The following is a 19,680-nucleotide window of genomic DNA, read 5'->3' as shown; positions in this document are numbered from 1 at the left end:
GGTATGGCTCGCGCTGGCCTCGGAGAGGATTGGCGTTGTCTTTTTGCAAATGACTTCGATTTCAAGAAAAGCCGGACCTATCGTCAGAACTGGGGTGAGGGGCAGATCAAAACCGAAGATGTTCGGAAGCTGAAAGCCTCGGACCTTCCTGAAGTTGCGGATCTCGTTTGGGGGTCTTTTCCTTGCCAGGATCTCTCCCTGGCCGGTGGAGGAGCAGGTTTGAAAGGAGACCGTTCTGGCACCTTCTGGCCCTTCTGGGACCTCATGAAGAAGCTCATGAAGGAGGATCGGGCCGCTAAGGTGATAGTGCTCGAGAATGTTTGCGGCACTCTTAACTCTCATGGGGGAAAAGATTTCGCCACTATTTGTCGTGTGTTCGCGTCGAAAGGTTATAGGTGTGGTGCCGTTGTTGTTGACGCAGCGCTCTTCGTTCCGCAATCACGTCCGCGTCTCTTCATTATAGGAGTACGCGACGATGTCATTATTCCTGACAACCTATTGGCGGATGGCCCCAAAATACCTTGGCACACGAGAGCGCTGAAAACAGCTTATGGAAATTTGCCGGCTGTTCCACGCAACAATTGGGTGTGGTGGAATCTTCGTGCGCCAGCACAACGTAATACACGGTTCGCAGACTTTATCGAGGAAGAGCCTACCGGTGTCCCTTGGCATTCACCTGAAGAAACCAAACGTCTCCTTGATATGATGAGCCCTGTAAACATGCAGAAGGTGCTGGATGCTAAGGCGTCGGGAGTAAAAACGGTTGGCGCTATCTATAAGCGTACGAGAAAAGATGCAGCTGGGTTTAAGATCCAACGCGCCGAAATTCGTTTTGACGAGATTTCTGGTTGCCTCCGTACTCCGGCAGGTGGATCAAGCCGCCAGTTGATAATGGTCGTTGAAGGAAACTCGGTGCGTTCGAGGTTGATCTCAAGCCGTGAAACGGCCCGACTAATGGGGTTGGACGACGACTATGTTCTCCCGGCCAACTACAATGAAGCTTATCACCTAACTGGCGACGGTGTGGTTGTTCCAGTCGTTCGCCATTTGGCGGAAAATATAATCGAGCCTATTCTGAAATGTTGAATTCTATGAACCGGGGGCGCGATGAGTGTTATTCCGTGCGAAAAAAATGAAGAGCTAAAAAAGAAAATCGAGGACTTTGCAGAAGTCCTCCGTACAGAAGCTCACACGCTTGGCGATCATGGTCTAGAAGAACAGGAGTTCTACAACAGCGGATTGTTTCGTGGAGCGATAGAGCGATTGCGCGGACAATTCTCCGCGACCATGCGTCCAAAACGAGAATTCGTTCGCAACGTCCTGAACTATATGCAGGATCAGGGCTACATAAAGGACTGGAGTTCGGCTGGAGAAGCGAACCGTCATGACTACACCGTGGAGCTCAATTCTGGGCGGACTGCAGTTATTGAACTGAAGGGGTGTCTCGACGGAAACAATACAAATATTTTTGAGCGGCCCCCGCACGCCCATGAATTCATCATTTGGAGTGTTTGTACAAACCCGAGCGCCGATCCTCAGCACAATGTTTGGTCTGGTATTCATGTCCGTTTAAGTGCTGAGATAATTTCGAGATCGCAGCGCGTCGACGGTCTGCTCATTTGGGACATGGTTTGCGGAACCATCGGTCGCCCCTGTCCCAAGCTCCAAGAAAACCCCGGTCGAATTACCGAAGTTGCTGAAAATAGACTGCCGCCGCCATGCGTGTATCTATTGCCAGCTACAATCCCTAGTCCGAGGAATAATCCGCATCCTCCGGCTCAAGCGCTTAAGAACGTGGAGATTTTGGCAGCGTTCCATTCTTGCTTTAAGGGACGTGATGAAGAGCTGAACTACGTGGATTTCAAAGTTGCCCACGATGGAGCCGACACAGTTCGTACTACGACCGTGAAACGGAACGGTCATGTGGCGCACACTACGGACCCACCCCTATTCGCCGAGCGTAGAACGGTGATGAGTGGCGTCGTCGGACATTGAGTTTTGGTCCGTAAGGTAGCCGCAGAGATTGGTTCATGTGACTTGGCCAACTCCGTGTTGCGTCAATTTGCGTTGAAACAAAAAAGCAAATTCGGCAATGCGTTCAGCACCATCGACTCCGGTGCTATCCGAGACAATCGGTGACAATCAGGTGGACGGTTGGGAAATAACACCCGAAGCGAAACTATGAGAGCGGTTAAAGCTAAGGACACCAAGCCAGAAATGCAGGTGCGCCGAATGCTCTTTAAAGCCGGATATCGATATCGGCTACATCGTTCGGACCTCCCTGGTAAGCCCGACTTAGTTTTCCCTTCGCGAAAGAAGATTATCTTCGTTCATGGGTGTTTCTGGCATGGTCACACCTGTAGGCGAGGTAACAGACTGCCAAAATCGAACCGAGATTATTGGTCGTCGAAGATCAAAAGAAATGTCGAACGAGATCGGACTCATCTATCGAAATTAAGGCATTTGGGATGGGTGACCCATATCGTGTGGGAATGCGAATTGAGGGATCAGGATCGAGTTTTTCAACAATTGAAACGCTTTCTAGACAGCTGATACGAGAAGCTTACCAAGACACCACAGGGGGAATTGCCGCTCATACGTCGACCAAATTGTTACACAGGTAACAGTCTGCCCCCGGCCGGAGGCTTATATCCGCCTCTATAACGCCCGCGAGAGCGGCATCAAGGGAGGCTGACATGAGCTCTTTGGAAGAAGCACGCGAACTGGTCGCCAATGACGACCGCCGGGATTTCGAATTCGCCGAGCGCGGCTTCATCGCGACCCGCAAGGACCCGGTGATTCCCCGCGACACCGCGGAGGGCAACGCCTACGACCTGTCCGCTTACGAGTTTCTGGACGGCGACGCCGCCGATACGGTGAACCCCAGCCTCTGGCGTCACGCCAGGATCCTGACGAAGCACGGCCTCTTCAAGGTCATGGACCGCATCTATCAGGTGCGCGGCTTCGACACCTCCACCGTCACCTTCATCGACGCGGGCGAAGGCTGGATCGTGGTGGACCCCCTCACCAGCGTCGAGGCGGCCCGCGCCGCGTTCGAACTCGTCACCGAACATCTGGGCGAGAAGCCCGTCCTCTCCGTCATCTATTCCCACAGCCACGCCGACCATTATGGCGGCGTGGGCGGCGTCACGACGCCGGAGGAAGTCGCGGCCGGCAAGGTTTCGATCATCGCGCCGCTGGGTTTCCTCGAAGAAGCGGTGTCGGAAAACATCATCGCCGGTCCGGCCATGCTCCGCCGCGCGCGCTACCAGTTCGGCCTGACGCTGGATCACGGGCCCTGCGGCGAGACGACCTGCGGCCTCGGCCCCCGGCCGTCCATGGGCCAGATCTCGCTCATCGCGCCCACCGTCGACGTCACCCATACCGGTCAGGAAATCACGGTCGGCAACGTCAAGATGGTCTTCCAGCTCACGCCGGGCACGGAAGCGCCCGCGGAGATGAACTTCTACCTGCCTGAGTTCCGCGCCGTCTTCATGGCCGAGAACGCCAATCTCTGCATGCATAACCTCTTGCCCGCGCGCGGCGCGCTGGTCCGCGACTCGAAGGCCTGGGCGGATTACCTCACCGAGTCCATCCGCCTCTTTGCGGTGAAGAGCGACGTCATGTTCGCCGCCCATGGCATTCCGCGTTTCGGCACGGAAGAGATCGTGGACTTCCTGATGAAGCACCGCGACGCCTACAAGTTCCTGCACGACCAGACGATCCGGCTGATGAACACCGGCCTCACGCCGACCGAGATCGCCGAAGTGCTGAAGCTGCCGGATGTGCTGGCGAAGCAATGGTATAATCGCGGTTATTACGGCACGGTCAGCCACAACTCCAAGGCCATCTATCAGCGCTATATCGGCTGGTACGACGGCAACCCGGCCAATCTCAATCCGCTGCCGCCGGAGCCCGCGGGCGAACGCTATGTCGAGGCGATGGGCGGCATGGATGCTGTTCTGAAGCTCGCGGCGGAAGCAGAAGGCAAGGGCGAACTGCGCTGGGCGGCGACGCTTCTCAACCATGCCGTCTTTGCCGATGCGGAGAACGAGCAGGCGCGCGAGCAGCTCGCAAGCGTCTACACAAAGCTTGGCTTCGAGTCCGAGGCGGGCACCTGGCGCAACATGTATCTCACCGGCGCACAGGAACTCACGGACGGCGTGGCCGAGCTCATGCCTGCCGCCCCGAATGCCGATGTTCTCATGGCGATGACGGCGCCCATGCTGCTCGACATCGCAGCCGTGCGGACCAATCCGGACAAGGCCTCGGCGGCGAATTTCAGCATCAATATCGAGCTGACCGACCGCAAGGAAACCCATCTCGTCACCGTGGCAAACGGCGTGCTGATCCACGAAACCGGTGTCGTGGACAAATCGGCGGGCGCGACGGTGAAGCTCGCCTGGATGGAACTGGTGCTGACCCTGCTGGCCGGTATGCCGGTGTCGCAATTCAAAGAGACGATCGTCATCGAAGGCGATGCCGCGCTCTATGAAACGCTGACCGGCATGATCGAGGCGCCGACGCCCAATTTCAATATTGTGACGCCCTGAGTGCCAGAATAAGCCCCGATTGGGGGCTGCCGGCTGCGATTTGCGTTGCATCCGGCGGCCCGGCGGTGCTTTCCTTCGCCCCGACCAAAATTCGGGGAGGAGCCCATGAGCTATACCGTTTACGGCGCATCGCTTTCGCCTTTCGTGCGCAAGGTGCGCGTCTTTCTGGCCGAGAAGGGGCTGGACTACACGCTGGAGCAGGTGAACATCTTCCCCGCGCCGGACTGGTTCGTGGAAATTTCGCCGCTGAAGCGCATCCCCGTGCTGCGCGATGAGAGCGACGGGCAGAACGTCACCTTCCCGGACAGCTCCGTCATCTGCGCCTATCTGGAAAAGAAAGAGGGCGGCCCGGCGCTCTATCCGGCCGATCCGCGCGACTATGGCCGCGCGCTCTGGCTGGAAGAGTATTGCGACAGCGAGATGGCCGCCACGGCGGGCATGGGCGTTTTCCGCCCCATCGTGGTGAACAAGCTGATGGGCAAGGAGCCCGACCGCGAGACCGCGGACAAGACGGTGGCCGAAAAGCTGCCGCGCTTCTTCGACTATCTGGAAAAGGAACTCACGGGCCGCGAATTCGCGGCGGGTGACGCCTTCTCGATTGCCGACATCTCCATCGGGACCCAGTTCTGCAATCTGGCCCATGCGGGCGTGACGCCGGAGGCCGGCCGCTATCCGGAGCTCACCCGCTATCTTGCCGGGATCAAGGGGCGGCCCTCCTTCGCGGCCTGCCTTGAAGAAGAGGGCGGCGTCCTGAAAGCGCTCGGTTTTTAGGCATTAATCCATGCAATTTGCGATCAAGGCCCGGTGACACGCGCGTCGCCGGGCCTTTTTGCGTCTGCCGCCTTCAAAATCGGGGGCAAAACCGCTATCAGAGGGCAAAACAAACAGAACAGTTTGCCCCCGCAAGGGGGCTCCCAAGGGAGAGTAACAAAATGTCCGAGAACGCTGCTGCCGCCCCCGGCTGGCCGGCCATGAGCATTGAAGACGCGCACAAGCTGTTGACCGGGCCCGGTTCGCCGCTCGAAATGACGACCGTCGAGATCGCCGGCATCCCCACCCGCGTCCACAAGGAAACCCCGCCGAACCTTCGCTTCGTTTTCGACAAGGGCAGGGAATGGGGCGACCGCGAATTCATCGTCTATGAAGACGAGCGGCTGACCTATGCGGACCATTACCGCGCCGCCACGGCGCTGGGCCGCGCCCTCTTGGAGAAATACGGTGTGAAGAAGGGCGACCGCGTCGCCCTCATCATGCGCAATTTCCCGGAATGGTCGCTGGCCTTCTGGGCGGCCACGGCCATCGGCGCCGTCATCGTGCCGATCAATGCCTGGGGCACCGGCCCGGAACTCGAATATGCGATTTCCGATAGCGGCTCCAAGGTCGTCATCGTCGATCAAGAACGCCTCGACCGTCTGCGCCCGCATGTGAAGAACCTGGCGCTGGAAGGTTTGATCGCGACGCGCACCCCCGCCGACGAACTCGGCGTGGCCGAAGCGCTGGAAGATATCGTCGGCAAGCCCGGCGAATACGCGAAGCTGCCGGATGACGAGCTGCCCGATCCCGGTCTCGAGCCGGAAGACAATGCGACGATCTTCTACACCTCCGGCACGACGGGCAAGCCGAAGGGCGCGCTCGGCACCCATCGTAATATCTGTAACAACCTGCTGAACGCAGCCGCCGGTCAGGCGCGCTCCTTCCTGCGCCGGGGCGAAATGCCGCCCGCGCCCGATCCGGAGGGGCCGCAGCGCGTCATGCTGCTTTCCGTGCCGCTCTTCCACGCCACGGGCTGCCATTCGATCCTGGTGCCGAACTACTTCTCCGGCGGCAAGCTCGTCATCATCCACAAATGGAACCCCGAACACGCGCTGGAGCTGATCGACCGCGAGCGGGTGACGACCTTCGGCGGCGTCCCCGCCATGGTCTGGCAGGTGCTGGAAAGCCCGATGTTCGACAAGTTCGACACCTCCTCCGTGGAAGGGATCGGCTATGGCGGTGCGCCGTCCGCCCCCGACCTTGTGAAGCGCATCAAGCAGCAGTTCCCCAAGGTCCATCCCTCGAACGGCTACGGCCTGACCGAGACCTCCTCCATCACCACGCAGAACCTCGCCGAGGACTATGTGGCAAAGCCGGACAGCGCCGGTCCCTGCGTGCCGACCTGCGACCTGCGGGTGGTGGACGAGAACGGCAAGGATGTTCCCGCCGGCCAGGTGGGCGAGCTCTGGATCAAGGGCCCCAACATCGTGAAGGGCTACTGGAACAAGCCCGAAGCGACGGAAAAGTCCTTCGAAAACGGCTGGTTCAAGTCCGGCGATCTGGTGCGCATGGATGAGGAAGGCTTCGTCTACATCCTCGACCGCGCCAAGGACATGCTGATCCGCGGCGGCGAGAACATCTACTGCGTCGAAGTCGAGGATGCGCTCTATGCCCATCCGGCTGTGATGGATGCCGCGGTCGTCGCCATTCCCCACAAGGTGCTGGGCGAGGAAGTCGGCGCCGTCGTACAGGTCGCGCCGGGCAAGCAGGTCACCGAAGACGAGCTTCGCGAGCATGTCGGCAAGCTGCTCGCCGCCTTCAAGGTGCCCAAGAAGATCGAGCTGCGGCACGATCCGCTGCCGCGTAACCCGAACGGCAAGATCCTCAAGACGGAACTGCGCGAAGATATGAAGAAATACGCCGAAGGCGCAGCCTGAGTTTTCGCAATATCGCAAAAGGAAGGGCGGTCCCTCGGGACCGCCCTTTTTCGTTTCCTTGCCCGCTCCTGGACTTAGAGCGGCGGTCGCCGGCCGCGTATCGCGCCTGCGATCAGGCTGATGACGAACAGCGCCAGGAAGATGAAGAAGATGATCTTTGCGATCGAGGCCGAGGCGGCGGCGATGCCGCCGAAGCCGAAAACGGCCGCGATGATCGCAATGACCAGAAACGTAAGTGCCCATCCAAGCATGTCATGTCCTTTCATTGGCTCGTTGAGTTACTGAAGGAAGAATGCGCTGGGCTTAAAGCGCAGACTTTACTGATTGCCGGTCGCGTCTTCCATGCCGTCATGCATGTCGTCCATGGCGTCATCCATGCTCTCGCCGGCCTTCTCCATGGTGTCGTTACTGTCATTGACGGCATTGTCGATCTTTTCGCCGGCCTGTTCGGCGGGGCCGTCATCATCGCATGCCGCCAGCAGGGGCGCGGCGAGAATCAGGGAGGTCGCGATCAGTGCACTGCGCATAAGCATCTTTGTCTCCTGAAATCGTTAAACCAATCCGTATGGGAAGTATTTCCCCGCTCCGGATATGGAAAGCCTATCGGACTGACGGAGACGGGCAAGGTCAAAACGGCCGGATCACCAAATGACCTTGCGGGCGTCGAATGCGTGACGGCAATGTGTTTCGATTATGGCGAGTACGATCAGTCCGCCGAAACGAGCGCCTTTTGTTCGTCATTCTTCGTGCGTCGGAAAAGGGACGGCATCACATTGATGAAGGAGAACAGCACCGCGCTGGCATAGGGAACGGATTGCACCAGCAGGACGGCAAGCCACAGCCTCGAATGGCTGTCCGCGAAATGCGGATTGAAATAGAGCGCGGTTGTGAGCCCCCAGAGGAGCGCCAGAATCACGGCTTCTTCCCGCACCTGAATGAAGGCAGCCGCCAGGGCGGGCTTGTCCTCGCATTTCGGTGTACGGATGAACGGTTTGCTGGTGGTGATCATGCCGTTCAGCATGGCCTTGGCCACCGTGTGGGTGAGCGCAAGGGCCGCCACGCCGGCGCCGACGCTCTCGATGAAGCCGCAATCGCGCACGCGCACGGCGTAAAGCCAGAGCGAGCGGATGAATTTGAACGCAAAGCTGCCGATGGTCGGAATGAGGAAGGCCGCCACGGGCAGAACCACGGAAGCCGGATTGTAGAGCGCCCAGGCCGACAGCACGATCGCGGCAAAGGTGAACATCAGCGCAAGTCCGTCCGCGAACCAGGGCAGCCAGCCGGCCAGGAAATAATAGCGCTGCGCGGGTGTGAGGCCCCCCTTGCGCGACCACGGCGCCAGCGCGTCCCAGTGATGTTTTACGATCTGCACCGCGCCATAGGCCCAGCGGAAACGCTGCGAGATATAGCCCGCCAGTGTGTCGGGCGTCAGGCCCTTGCCGAAGCTATGGTTCACATAGACGCTGTCATAGCCGTGCCGGTAGAGCTTGATGCCGAGTTCTGCGTCCTCGCAGATACACCATTCCGCCCAGGCGCCGACTTTCTTCAGCGCCTCCTTGCGAACAAGCGTCATCGTGCCGTGCTGGATGACCGCGTTGAAATTGTTCCGCTGCACCATGCCGATATGGAAGAAGCCCGCATATTCCCAATAGGACATATCCTTGAACATGCTCTCATGCGCGTCGCGATAGTCCTGCGGCGCCTGCACGAAGCCCACATCGTGCTTGTCGAAATAGGGCACCATGCGCTTCAGCCAGTCCGGCGAAACCTGATAGTCGCTGTCGATGACGGCGATGATATCCGCATCCGGTGCGGTTTTTTCCAGGCCGAAATTAAGCGCGCCCGCCTTGAAGCCCGGCCAGTTTTCCAGATGGAAGAAACGGAATTTCGGGCCGAGCTTCTGGCAATGCTCCCAGACGGGTTGCCAGATTTCCGGATCGGTCGTGTTGTTGTCCAGCACGAGAACTTCGAAATTCTCGTAATGCAGGCGCGACAGCGCATCCAGCGTCTCGCGCACCATCTCGGGCGGCTCGTTATGGATCGGCACATGGATGGAGACTTTATGCTCCGGCGTCGGATGAGACGGCTCGAAGGGCTCGAAATGCCGCTCTCCGCGCCGTGTCCAGATGACTTCCACGAATTCGATCGCTTCGGCCATCAGCACGATGAGCAGCAGCCCTTGCGCAAAGAACAGGAAACTCCAGACGATGGCGCCGCCCCATGTGAAATAGAGCCCGGCAACCGATAGCCCGGCCCAGGCGACGGCCGACCCGGCAATCTGCGTCAGAAGGGAAAAGGTGATGATGCCCGCCAGACGGACATGGCGCTGGCGCAGGATGAAGAGCATGGCCGGCACGAGCGACAGGCCCGCTGCGATGGCGGCCCAGACACGCCAGCCCGGCTGTTCTGAAATGCTGCCCGCCATGGGGAATTTCGGTTCGCGCTCGGCGTTGAAGATGCCCCAATAGGAACCGGCAGCGCCCTCATCGGCGCCCTTCCAGGGCTGGTCGAACGCCTCGATCACGTAATAGGTGAGGTCCTGGTCCTTGGCGCGGTTCAGGAACGCGCGCAGGAAGCGGGCCTGATTGACGATGGAAGGTGTCGCCTCGCCGCCCTTTTCGGCCGCGGGCATGCCGGGATAGGGCACGCGCGGCAGCACCTTGCCGCGGCTCGGCCAGCCCACTTCGGTGACCACGATCTGCTTGTTCGGGAACGCCTTGTGAAGATCGTCCAGCCGGTCGAACACATAGTCCACCGCCCGGTTGATAGGCACACCTTCCCAATAGGGCAGGATATGCACGGCGATATAATCCACATGCTTGGCGAGTTCGGGGTGCTCGAGCCAGACATGCCAGGGCTCGGCGGTGGAAACGGGTTTCCAGATCTTGCTGTTGGCGATTTTCAGATAGCGGATCATCTGATCCACCGTCACGTCCCCGCGCAGCAAGGCCTCGTTACCCACGACGACGCGGACCACATTGCGCCTCAGCGCCAGTTCCGTCGCCCGATCGATCTGTTTGAGGTTCGATTCGTCATCCGTGCCGATCCACGCGCCAAGCGCGACGGATATGCCGTATTTGGCGGCGATATCGGGGATCTGGTCCTGTCCCTGCGCCACCGAATAGGTACGGATGGCCTGCACCGTGTTCGACAGGACCTTCATGTCCTTGTCGATCTCCGAAGCCGTCGCCTGTACGTCTTTGGTCGGCTCGCGATTGTCATGGAACGGGCTGTAGGACAGGCCGACGATTTCCCCGGTCCAGGATTCGGCCTGATAGGGCTGGTTGAGGGCGGCCCAGACCGCGAGATTGGCGACGATGACCAGCGGCAGGACCAGAAACACGAAAGCGGTCTGCCTGACGAAAACGGATTTGCGCCAGTTGCGCGGATTCGTGTCGGAAGGATCTTTCGCCATTTACACCCGGCCCGGAGAACAACAAGAAGAGAACAACAAGAAGGGAACAACAAGAAGAAAGCGACGAGAAAGAGAAAGCAGAGGAGGAGGCCCCCCGCCTCCGGCGTCCGCGCCGGATACGACAAGGGAGCAGCGCAATAAACGCTACTCCCGATTACCTGTCTGTATCCAGCCTTCCGGTGGCGGAATTATGGCATGGAAATGGCTATTGAAGGGTGTCCGGAAAAGCCCTCATGGGGCCGTTCCCGGACGCTGCTTCAGTCCGCGGCGCGGGTCAGCGTCACGCCCGTCGGCAGGCCTTGTGCGCCGCGCACCATCTTGCCGTTCAGCGCGCCGGTCGGTTCGCCTTCCCGGAAAGCGACCTGGCCCGACACGAGGCTGGCCGTATAGCCGTCCGCCCGCTGAACGAGCCGCTTCCCGCCGGCCGGCAAGTCATGCACGATTTCGGGCGAGTGAAGCGTCAGGCGGTCGAAATCGATGACATTCACATCCGCCTTGAGGCCCGGCGTGAGCGCCCCGCGGTCGTGAAGGCCGACGACTTCGGCATTGGCCCTTGTCTGCTTGGCGATCAGCCATTCCAGCGGCAGCTTCGGCCCGCGCGTCCGGTCCCGGCCCCAATGGGTCAGGATGGTGGAGGGAAAGCTCGCATCGCAGAGAATGCCGCAATGCGCGCCGCCATCGCCCAGCCCGAAGGCGGAATTGGGATGCGTCATCATCTTGTAGACGTCGTCGAGGCTGCCGCAGTGATAGTTCATCAGCGGGAAATACATCAGCGCGTTGCCGCCTTTTTCCAGCATCCAGTCGAGAAGAACCTCGCGCGGTTGCTTGCCTTCGCGGGCCGCCACCGCCGCGGCGCTGTCTTCGGGCGCAGGCTCGTAATTGGCCGGATCGCCCAGCCGGAACATCTTGTGATAATCCGTGCACAGCATGGTCACGATTTCGCCGACCGGATATTCCGGCGTTTCGGCGAGCAGCTTCTGGCGGAACTCGTAATCGTTCAGCGCCTTCACCTGCTCGTTCACCGGCGCGCCCCATATCTGGCGGAAGGTCTGGTGCATGATGAAGGGGTTGAGCGATGAGGTGAGCCCCAGCAGCACGCCGGTCGGGCGTGGCGGCACCTGGCCGCGCATGGTCACGCCGTCGGCATTGGCCTCGGCAATCAGTTCCAGCACACGCTCCCAGCGATGCGGCCAGCGGTCGTCCTGTTCGATGGTGAGCGACAGCGGGCGTCCGGACACTTCCGCCATGCCGCGGATCATCGCGAATTCCTTGTCCACATCCTCGAAATCGGCAATGAGCTGCAACACGCCTTTGCCCGTCGCGCCTATGGCGCGGGCGATGCCGTGCAGTTCGTCCTCTTCGGCTTTCAGCGTCGGCGTGTTGGCACCGTTGCGGTCCTTGTGCTTCACCGTGCGCGAGGTGGAAAAGCCAAGCGCGCCCGCTTCGATCGATTCGGCGGCGAGCTTGGCCATGGCTTCGATGTCGTCCGGCATGGCCGGTTCGAGCTTTGCCGCCCGCTCGCCCATCACATAGGCGCGGAGCGCGGCGTGAGGCACCTGCAGGCCGACATCGAGCGCCAGCGGCGAGGCTTCCACGGCATCCATGTAATCGGGAAAGCTTTCCCAGTTCCACTTGATGCCTTCGACAAGCGCCGTACCCGGAATATCTTCCACGCCTTCCATCAGGCCGATCAGCCAGTCATGGCGTTCCGTCTTGCAGGGCGCAAAGCCCACGCCGCAATTGCCGAGAACGGCGGTGGTCACACCGTGAAAGGTGGAAGGCTGGAGATAGGGGTCCCAGGTCACCTGGCCGTCATAATGGGTGTGGATGTCCACGAAACCCGGCGTGACGATCTGGCCGCGCGCGTCGATCTCCTCGCGCCCGCCTTCGCTCACCTTGCCGACTTCGGTAATGACTCCATTGTCGATGGCGACATCGCCCTCGAACGGCTTGCCGCCCAGCCCGTCATAGACGGTGCCATTCTTGATCACGAGATCGTGCATGGCTTCTTCCTCCCAAAAGAAATGTTCTTGTTGGGAGGAAGTGTAGCGGAAACGGGCCCCGGAAGGAAAACTCAGCTTGTCTGCTGTTTCCCGCGCTCCTGAATGCCCTTGCGGCGCTCGGCGATGGCGTCCGCGCCGACAGACTTGTTGGCAGCGGAGGAGGTCTTCTTTTCCGTCTTCAGCGCATCGCCGAAAGCCTCGCCGAAGCCCTGGTCGATCAGTCCCTTGTAGCCCGACAGGCATTCCGGCACGACGCCCAGCATATCCGTGGCGAGCTGCTTGCAGGTGCCCATCAGCTCTTCCGGCGCGACCACGCGGTTGATGAGGCCCCATTCATTCGCCTGTTCGGCGGAGAGGAAATTGCCGGTGAGCGAGAGTTCCTTGGCGCGGTAGATGCCGATGGCGCGCGACAGCTTCTGGCTGAGCCCCCAGCCCGGCAGGATGCCGACGCGGGCATGGGTGTCGGCAAAGCGGGCATTGCTGGAGCAGACGAGCACGTCGCAGGCCAGCGCCAGTTCGAAGCCGCCCGTAATCGCCACGCCGTTGATCGCGCCGATCACCGGCCCGGAAAACTTTCCGATGGAGGTCACGGGGTCCTTGTCGTTGACGGTCGCATTGACGCCGCCCCCATCTCCGCCGACGGCCGAGCTGTCACCGCCCAGTTCCTTGAGGTCGAGCCCTGCGCAAAATGCCTTGCCCGCGCCGGTCAGAATGGCGACGCGGATCTCCGGGTCGGCTTCCAGCTTCTCGAAGGTCTCGGCAATCGCCTCGCGCAGCTCCCGCGACAGCGCGTTCATCGCGGTCGGCCGGTTCAGCGTGACGATGGCGGTTTCGCCTTCCTTCTCGACGAGAATGACGGGCTCGGACATGGGTTTCTCCCTCGGATCAGTTTTTCGTTGCTGTCTGTGTAGCAGCGGGCTTCCGGGCGGGCAACGACGCTAGCCCAATACGCCCGCTAGCCCGACGCCGATGAAGTTTGCCACCGCATAGCCGAGCACGCCCAGCATCACCCCCGGCATGACGAGCTGCCGCCAGCGCCGTCCCGCGGCCATCGCCGCCGCGGTTGCCGGCCCCAGCGTCACCGCGTTGGAAATCACCAGCATTTCCGCAAGATCGATCCGGAACAGCTTCGCGCCCGCAAGCGCGATGGCGAGATGCACGCTCGCCATGACAATCACAAAGGCGAAAATGGGCAGTGCCGTCTCGATCATCAGCATCACATCCGCGCCGGAGCCGATGACGCCGAAGAAGAGATACATGAAGAACATGCCGAGATCGAAACCGCCCTCCAGCCGTTGCATCGGCCCGGGAAAGATATTGGCGACCAGAAGCGCATTGATGGTGACGAAGAGCACGCCATATTGCGCCACGCCCAGAAGCGCTGCGGTCTGGAACCCGACGAAACAGCAGGCGGCTGCGATGAAAAGCTGCATGGCCAGCGCGCCCATGTCGAGGTCGGGCCGCTTTGCCTCCTCTTCATGCTCCTCCTCATATTCCTCCGCCTCGATGATTTTCGAGGGGATGCGGCGCACCAGCCAGTGCCAGCCGGGCAGGACGAGCAGAAGCGTGATGAAGAGCGTCGCCACCACATTGTCGGCGGCGGCGGAGGCAGCCGTCAGCGCGCCGTTCTGCGAAAGGCCGGTGGCCTGCGACACGGCGGCGAAATTCATCGACCCGCCAATCCAGCTTGCGCCCAGCGACGCCGCGACGAGGTTCCCCTCCGGTCCCATGTCGATGAGTGCAAAGCCTGCGAAGACGCCCGCCACCGTCGCCAGCACGCAGATTGCGAAAGCGATGGTGAGATGTCCCGCTTCCGGCAGGATGCGTTTGAGGTCGGCGCGGAACAGCAGGAGCGGGATCGCCATCGGCACTACGATGCCCCACACCGCGTCGTGGATGGGCGAGCCGAAAGGCACGACCCGGAGATTGGAAAGCGCCATGCCGGCAAGGATCGTCAGGATGACGCCGGATATCCATTGCCCGAGCTTTGTCTTTTCCGCCCAGAAGCCGAAAGCGGCAAGCCCCAGAAAAACGAAAAGCAGGCCGAATGTGTTGTCGGCTGAAATGAGCGGCAATGACATGGAATTCCCCCGAAATGCAGTCTTCTACCTGACTAGCACCATCGGCGCGCGGCGTCATGTTTGCGCGCGAAGCGGCAATGCCGTCAGAGGGCGAACGTCACCGCAAGCGAGCCGAACTGGTCGGCCTTTTTCTGCCCGTAGAATTCATTGGTGCGATAGACATTGGTCAGGCTTATCCGCACGCCCTGGAACACGGCCACAGCCCCCACCTTGAGGTCGGCGACGACCGGTTTCTTGTCCACGCTCAGGCTGTCCCGGAACGTGTTGCCGTCGAGAAAGATGTTGCGGCCCACGGCGCGCACATTACCGCCTGCGAAGAGATACCAGTCGAAAGTGCCGGGCGTGCTGCTCTCGAACCAGTCCGATCCGCCGTCATTGGGATAGATGCCGGTCGGGCCGAAATCGTCGGGCAGCGTCGGCCCGATGCGGAAGGTCGCCCCGGCGCCGGCATAGGTGCTCACATTGCCGAGCGCGAGCGTGCCATAGGGGATGAAGTCCGTTGCAAAGCCGATCACTTTGGGCGTGGAAAGAAGCGGTGAACGCCAGGCGCGCTCGAAGGTGAGGTTCACGCCGGGCTCGTTTTTGAGCTGGTTGTCCCAGCCATTGATGTGGCGGAAGCCGAAGGTCTTGTGCCATCCGTTCTGCACCACTTCGCCAAGCGCCGCCGGACCGACCATGCCAAGGTCGAGCTGCCAGCGATCCTGAAACGCCTCGTGACGGTCTGTTTTCAGGGTCCGCTCGCTTTGCAGCAGAAAGGTCAGGTGCAGCCAGCCCGCATAAGGCCGGTCATTGGGGACGGGCAGTGCCGTTTCGGTGTCCTCCGGTGTGAAAATGGCCTGGCTGAGGCCGATCCCCACACGATGCCGGGTCTTCTCCGTATCCACTTCCCCGTTGATGAGGGGCGGTGCGGAAACGCCCTTCAGCCAGTCCGGCAGGTCGCGGCGCGGCGCCGACAGCCAGGAGGCCCGCACTCCGTTCGTGTAGTGCTTGTCGCTGCCGATGAAGAGATAGAAATCATTGTCTGACTGGAAGGAAATGAAGCCATTATCTTCGGCGGCATGCGCAGGCAGGGCCAGCGCGCCCGTCAGGGCGGCAAGCGCGAGGCCGGCAAGAACGGAAAGGCGCATCGAACGGCTCCGGTGAAATTACGGATAAGGGTTACGCAAAACGGCTTGACCTAACGGCAAGGCCGCCTGTCCAATACCCTTAAGCCAAATCAAAACCAAGAATAGTGGCGACAATCGCCACGGGGATAAACGGGAGGAATGGGACATGAATATGACGCAGGCCGTGCCGTCGCGCGAGGAAGCCGCGGCGAAGGGAATGGTTGTCGCCTGGCATGCGGCGCAGGCGCCAGACCGGATGGCCGTTATCTCCCAGATGGGAAGCCGCACATTCGGCGAACTGAACGACCGTGCCAACCGGCTGGTGCGTGCGCTCAGGCGATCCGGCCTTGAAACCGGCGACGCGGTCGCGCTGCTCTGCTCCAACCGGCCCGAATTCATCGAGGTCATGGTCGCCTGCCAGCGCGGCGGCTTCCGCATCACGCCGATCAACTGGCATCTGTCCGGCGGGGAAGTCGGGTACATCGTGGAGAACTGCGAGGCGAAGGCGTTCATCGCGGATACGCGCTTTGCCGGCAGCGCTAGGGAGGCCGCCGCGATGGCCCCGTCTCTTGTGACCAGGTTCGCCGTGGGCGGTGCCATCGAAGGCTTCGACGATTACGACGCGGCGCTGGCGGCGGAAGACGGCCACGATCTGGAAGACCCCGAACTCGGCACCCAGATGCTCTACACCTCCGGCACGACCGGGCATCCCAAAGGGGTCTATCGCCGGCAAGCGGCCGCCGCGGCGCCCCTGCTGATCAAACTGAACGAGACGGCGGCGTTCCGTCCCGAGGGGGATCTGGCGCTGGTGACGGGGCCGCTCTATCACGCCGCGCCTCTTGCCCTGAATATGAGCTTTCCGCTCAACAATGGCATCGGCGTGGTGCTGATGGACAAATGGGACGCGGAGGAAACGCTCCGCCTCATCCACGAACACCGCATCACCCATACCCATGTCGTGCCGACCATGCTTCACCGGATGCTGCAATTGCCCGACGAAGTGAAGGCGAAATACGACACATCGTCCCTGCGCTGGATCCTGCACGGCGCAGCGCCGTGCCCGGTCCATGTAAAGGAGGGGTCGATCGAATGGTTCGGCCCGGTCGTCTTCGAATATTACGCAGCGACGGAAGGCGGCGGTATCTTCATCGAGTCGGAGGAATGGCTCGGCCGAAAGGGTTCCTGCGGACGGCCATTGCCCGGCGTCGAGGTGCAGATCCAGGATGATGAGGGAAATCCTCTGCCGGCGGATGAAGTGGGCACGGTCTATTTCGGCGCGCCGGAGGAAGGGCGCTTCGAATATTTCAAGGCGCCTGAAAAAACCAACAGCGCGTATCGCGGCAATTATTACACCATGGGCGACATGGGCTATTTCGACAGTGAGGGATATCTCTTCCTCACCGGGCGCAGCGCGGAAGTCATCATCTCCGGCGGCGTGAACATCTACCCCGCCGAAATCGATCAGGAGCTGCTGAAGCATCCCGCGATTGCCGATGCCGCCGTTGTCGGCGCGCCGAACGAGGAATGGGGCGAGGAGGTCAAGGCCGTCGTCCAGCTCAATGAAGGCTTTACCGCCGACGAGGCGATGCAGGCCGAACTGCTCGCCTTTGCGGCGGAAAACCTGCCGGGCTACAAGCGCCCGCGCAGCATCGACTTCGTGACCGAACTCCCGCGCATGCCGTCCGGCAAGGTGCTGCGCCGCGTCATCCGCGACAACTACTGGCAGGGCGACAAGAAGATCTGAGGAATATCCGATCCGCCGGGCGCGGAACGGCGAACCCCTGAAAGGCGGCGCTCATGCGCCGCCTTTTGCGTTTGCACCTGCCCGCAACTAGGATCGAAAGAAAATTCTGGGAGGAAATCATGACGCGGCCTTATCTAGTTATTAGCGGCGGGGTACTGTTCGACGGCGAGGGCGGCAGCCCCCGGGAGGCCGATATCGCCGTCAGCGACGGCATCATTACCGAGGTCGGCAAGGTCGCCGCGTCGGGCGTGGAGGAGATCGATGCGAAAGGCCGCATCGTGACGCCGGGCTGGGTGGATGTGCACACCCATTATGACGGGCAGGTCACCTGGGAAAGCCGTGTGGCGCCTTCCTCGATCCACGGTTCGACCACGGTGGTGATGGGCAATTGCGGTGTCGGCTTTGCGCCGGTGCATAAGAGCGATCACGAAACGCTGATCCGTCTCATGGAGGGCGTGGAGGACATCCCCGGCGCTGCGCTGCATGAAGGTCTCTCATGGGAATGGGAAAGCTTCGGCGACTATATGAACGCCATCGAAAGCCTGCCGCACGACATCGACGTGGCCGCGCAGATGCCGCATGGCGCGCTGCGTGTCTATGTGATGGGCGAGAGGGGCGCGCATCGCGAGCCCGCCACGGCGGAAGAGATGGCTCGCATGCGCGAGCTGACGGCTGAGGCCATTCGCGCGGGCGCGCTGGGCTTCTCCACCACGCGCACCATGGTGCACAGAACGGCCGATGGCGACTTGACGCCGACCATCGGCGCGGCGGATGCGGAGATGATCGCCATTGCCGAGGGATTGCGCGATGCCGGCAGTGGCGTCCTGCAATGGGTGTCCGACTTCCGCGAAATGGACCATGAATTCTCGCTGGTCGAAAAGCTCGTCGAACTGTCGGGCCGTCCCTTGAGCTTCTCCATGGTTCAGGCCGATGTGATCCCGGACCAATGGCGCGAGCTGATGAAGCGCCTCGATGCCGCCGCCGGTCGCGGCCTGCCGATCAAGGCGCAGGTTCAGGGCCGTCCCGTGGGCATCATGATGGGGCTTCAGGGCTCGGTGCATCCCTTCATCACCCGCCCCGGCTATATGGCGATTGCCGACAAGCCGCTTCATGAGCGCGTGGCGATCATGCGCGATCCGGATTTCCGGGCCCGCCTCATCGCCGAGGCGCCGCAGGAGGGCCATCCCTTCGTCAACTCGCTCGCCGGCGCCTATCACAAGATGTTCGACCTCGGCACGCCGCCCGATTACGAGCCCGGGCCGGAAAAGAGCATTGCCGCACAGGCGAAGCGCGAAGGGCGCAACCCGGACGAGATCGTCTACGACATGATGCTCGAGGACGATGGCCGGGCGCTCATTTTCTTCGCCATGCACAATTACACTGAAGGCAGCCTCGATAACTGCCTCACCATGATCCGCAACCCCAACACCATTTTCGGCCTGTCCGACGGTGGGGCTCATGTGGGCGCGATCTGCGACGTGTCCGTACCGACCTACATGCTCACCCATTGGTGCCGCGACCGCACCCGTGGCGAGCGGCTCGACCTGTCCTTCGTCATCAAGAGCCAGACGAAGGACACGGCGGAAGCCGTGGGGCTGAGGGATCGCGGCGTTATCGCCCCCGGTTACAAGGCGGATATCAACGTCATCGATTTCGACCGTCTCCAGCTTCGCCCGCCCCACATGGTCTACGATCTTCCCTCCGGCGCGCGCCGCCTGATGCAGGAAGCGGACGGATACGAAGCGACCATCGTGTCGGGAAAGGTGGTCTACCGGGAAGGCGAGGCGACGGGCGAACTGCCGGGCCGGCTGGTGCGCGGCGCGAAGCATGCGCCATCCACGATGGCCGCCGACTGACGCTGCCGTCTTCACGTTGCATCGGTGCCTGACTGCTTTTCGCGGATGAAAGCGGCGCCTACGTATTGTCCGTGCTTGAATGGTTTTCGCATTCGCGTCACTCTCTTGTCGTCGGAGTGTGCGCGAAAAGAATGCGTGCGCTTGCGGTCTGAATATTCAGTGACAAGAGGCATGAACTCATGACGGATACACGAAGGAAGCGTGCGACGACGGCGGGCCGCACGTCGGCTGC

At 61.2% G+C, this 19,680-nt stretch carries 16 protein-coding genes; 8 read left to right on the top strand and 8 right to left on the bottom strand.

Annotated elements, in window-relative coordinates:
- The 6 genes from CMI59_RS04260 to CMI59_RS04235 form a co-directional block, all read left to right on the top strand.
- A partial coding sequence (locus tag CMI59_RS04260) for a DNA cytosine methyltransferase (RefSeq protein WP_293325208.1) occupies positions 1–1,086 on the top strand: 1,086 nt, incomplete at its 5' end.
- A gap of 21 nt (positions 1,087–1,107) precedes the next feature.
- Positions 1,108–1,995 carry a hypothetical protein gene (locus CMI59_RS04255; RefSeq protein WP_293325206.1) on the top strand — a complete coding sequence of 296 codons (888 nt, stop codon included), beginning with the start codon at positions 1,108–1,110 and terminating at the stop codon, positions 1,993–1,995.
- Positions 1,996–2,154: 159 nt separating this feature from the next.
- A complete protein-coding gene (gene vsr / locus CMI59_RS04250) occupies positions 2,155–2,553 on the top strand; it encodes a DNA mismatch endonuclease Vsr (RefSeq protein ID WP_293325203.1) in 399 nt (132 codons plus the stop codon).
- A gap of 143 nt (positions 2,554–2,696) precedes the next feature.
- Positions 2,697–4,553 (top strand): alkyl sulfatase dimerization domain-containing protein, encoded by a 1,857-nt coding sequence (locus tag CMI59_RS04245; protein ID WP_293325201.1) that lies wholly within the window; start codon positions 2,697–2,699, stop codon positions 4,551–4,553.
- Between the two features lie 105 nt (positions 4,554–4,658).
- Positions 4,659–5,324: a glutathione S-transferase family protein gene (locus CMI59_RS04240; protein WP_293325199.1), complete on the top strand. Its 666-nt coding sequence runs from the start codon at positions 4,659–4,661 to the stop codon at positions 5,322–5,324.
- 161 nt (positions 5,325–5,485) lie between these two features.
- Entirely contained in the window at positions 5,486–7,243 is a 1,758-nt protein-coding gene (locus CMI59_RS04235; RefSeq protein WP_293325196.1) for a class I adenylate-forming enzyme family protein, read from the top strand.
- A gap of 74 nt (positions 7,244–7,317) precedes the next feature.
- Here the strand turns inward: CMI59_RS04235 and CMI59_RS04230 are convergent, their stop codons facing one another.
- The 7 genes from CMI59_RS04230 to CMI59_RS04200 form a co-directional block, all read right to left on the bottom strand.
- Positions 7,318–7,494 carry a DUF1328 domain-containing protein gene (locus tag CMI59_RS04230; protein WP_293325194.1) on the bottom strand — a complete coding sequence of 59 codons (177 nt, stop codon included), beginning with the start codon at positions 7,492–7,494 and terminating at the stop codon, positions 7,318–7,320.
- Positions 7,495–7,560: 66 nt separating this feature from the next.
- A complete protein-coding gene (locus CMI59_RS04225; RefSeq protein ID WP_293325191.1) occupies positions 7,561–7,776 on the bottom strand; it encodes a hypothetical protein in 216 nt (71 codons plus the stop codon).
- A gap of 173 nt (positions 7,777–7,949) precedes the next feature.
- Complete coding sequence (locus tag CMI59_RS04220; protein ID WP_293325188.1) at positions 7,950–10,658, bottom strand: glycosyltransferase; 2,709 nt, start codon at positions 10,656–10,658, stop codon at positions 7,950–7,952.
- 257 nt (positions 10,659–10,915) lie between these two features.
- Positions 10,916–12,661, bottom strand: coding sequence for an amidohydrolase family protein (locus CMI59_RS04215; RefSeq protein ID WP_293325186.1), 1,746 nt, complete (start codon positions 12,659–12,661; stop codon positions 10,916–10,918).
- Positions 12,662–12,732: 71 nt separating this feature from the next.
- Positions 12,733–13,530 (bottom strand): enoyl-CoA hydratase, encoded by a 798-nt coding sequence (locus CMI59_RS04210; RefSeq protein ID WP_293325183.1) that lies wholly within the window; start codon positions 13,528–13,530, stop codon positions 12,733–12,735.
- A gap of 69 nt (positions 13,531–13,599) precedes the next feature.
- Positions 13,600–14,742, bottom strand: coding sequence for a DUF819 family protein (locus tag CMI59_RS04205; protein ID WP_293325180.1), 1,143 nt, complete (start codon positions 14,740–14,742; stop codon positions 13,600–13,602).
- An 83-nt stretch (positions 14,743–14,825) separates the two neighbouring features.
- A complete protein-coding gene (locus CMI59_RS04200) occupies positions 14,826–15,869 on the bottom strand; it encodes a lipid A deacylase LpxR family protein (RefSeq protein ID WP_293325178.1) in 1,044 nt (347 codons plus the stop codon).
- 145 nt (positions 15,870–16,014) lie between these two features.
- Here CMI59_RS04200 and CMI59_RS04195 point away from each other — a divergent pair, with 145 nt between their 5' ends.
- Positions 16,015–17,592 (top strand): AMP-binding protein, encoded by a 1,578-nt coding sequence (locus CMI59_RS04195; RefSeq protein WP_293325175.1) that lies wholly within the window; start codon positions 16,015–16,017, stop codon positions 17,590–17,592.
- Positions 17,593–17,711: 119 nt separating this feature from the next.
- Positions 17,712–19,448 (top strand): amidohydrolase family protein, encoded by a 1,737-nt coding sequence (locus tag CMI59_RS04190; RefSeq protein ID WP_293325173.1) that lies wholly within the window; start codon positions 17,712–17,714, stop codon positions 19,446–19,448.
- An 11-nt stretch (positions 19,449–19,459) separates the two neighbouring features.
- Here CMI59_RS04190 and CMI59_RS04185 read toward each other — a convergent pair.
- On the bottom strand, positions 19,460–19,680 hold a 221-nt coding region (locus tag CMI59_RS04185; RefSeq protein ID WP_293325170.1), incomplete at its 5' end, for a hypothetical protein.

This window comes from Parvibaculum sp. (assembly GCF_002684405.1).
In the GTDB taxonomy this organism is placed as follows: domain Bacteria; phylum Pseudomonadota; class Alphaproteobacteria; order Parvibaculales; family Parvibaculaceae; genus Parvibaculum.
Note: the sequence above shows the minus strand (reverse complement) of the source record. Positions and strands in the feature narration are given on the sequence as shown.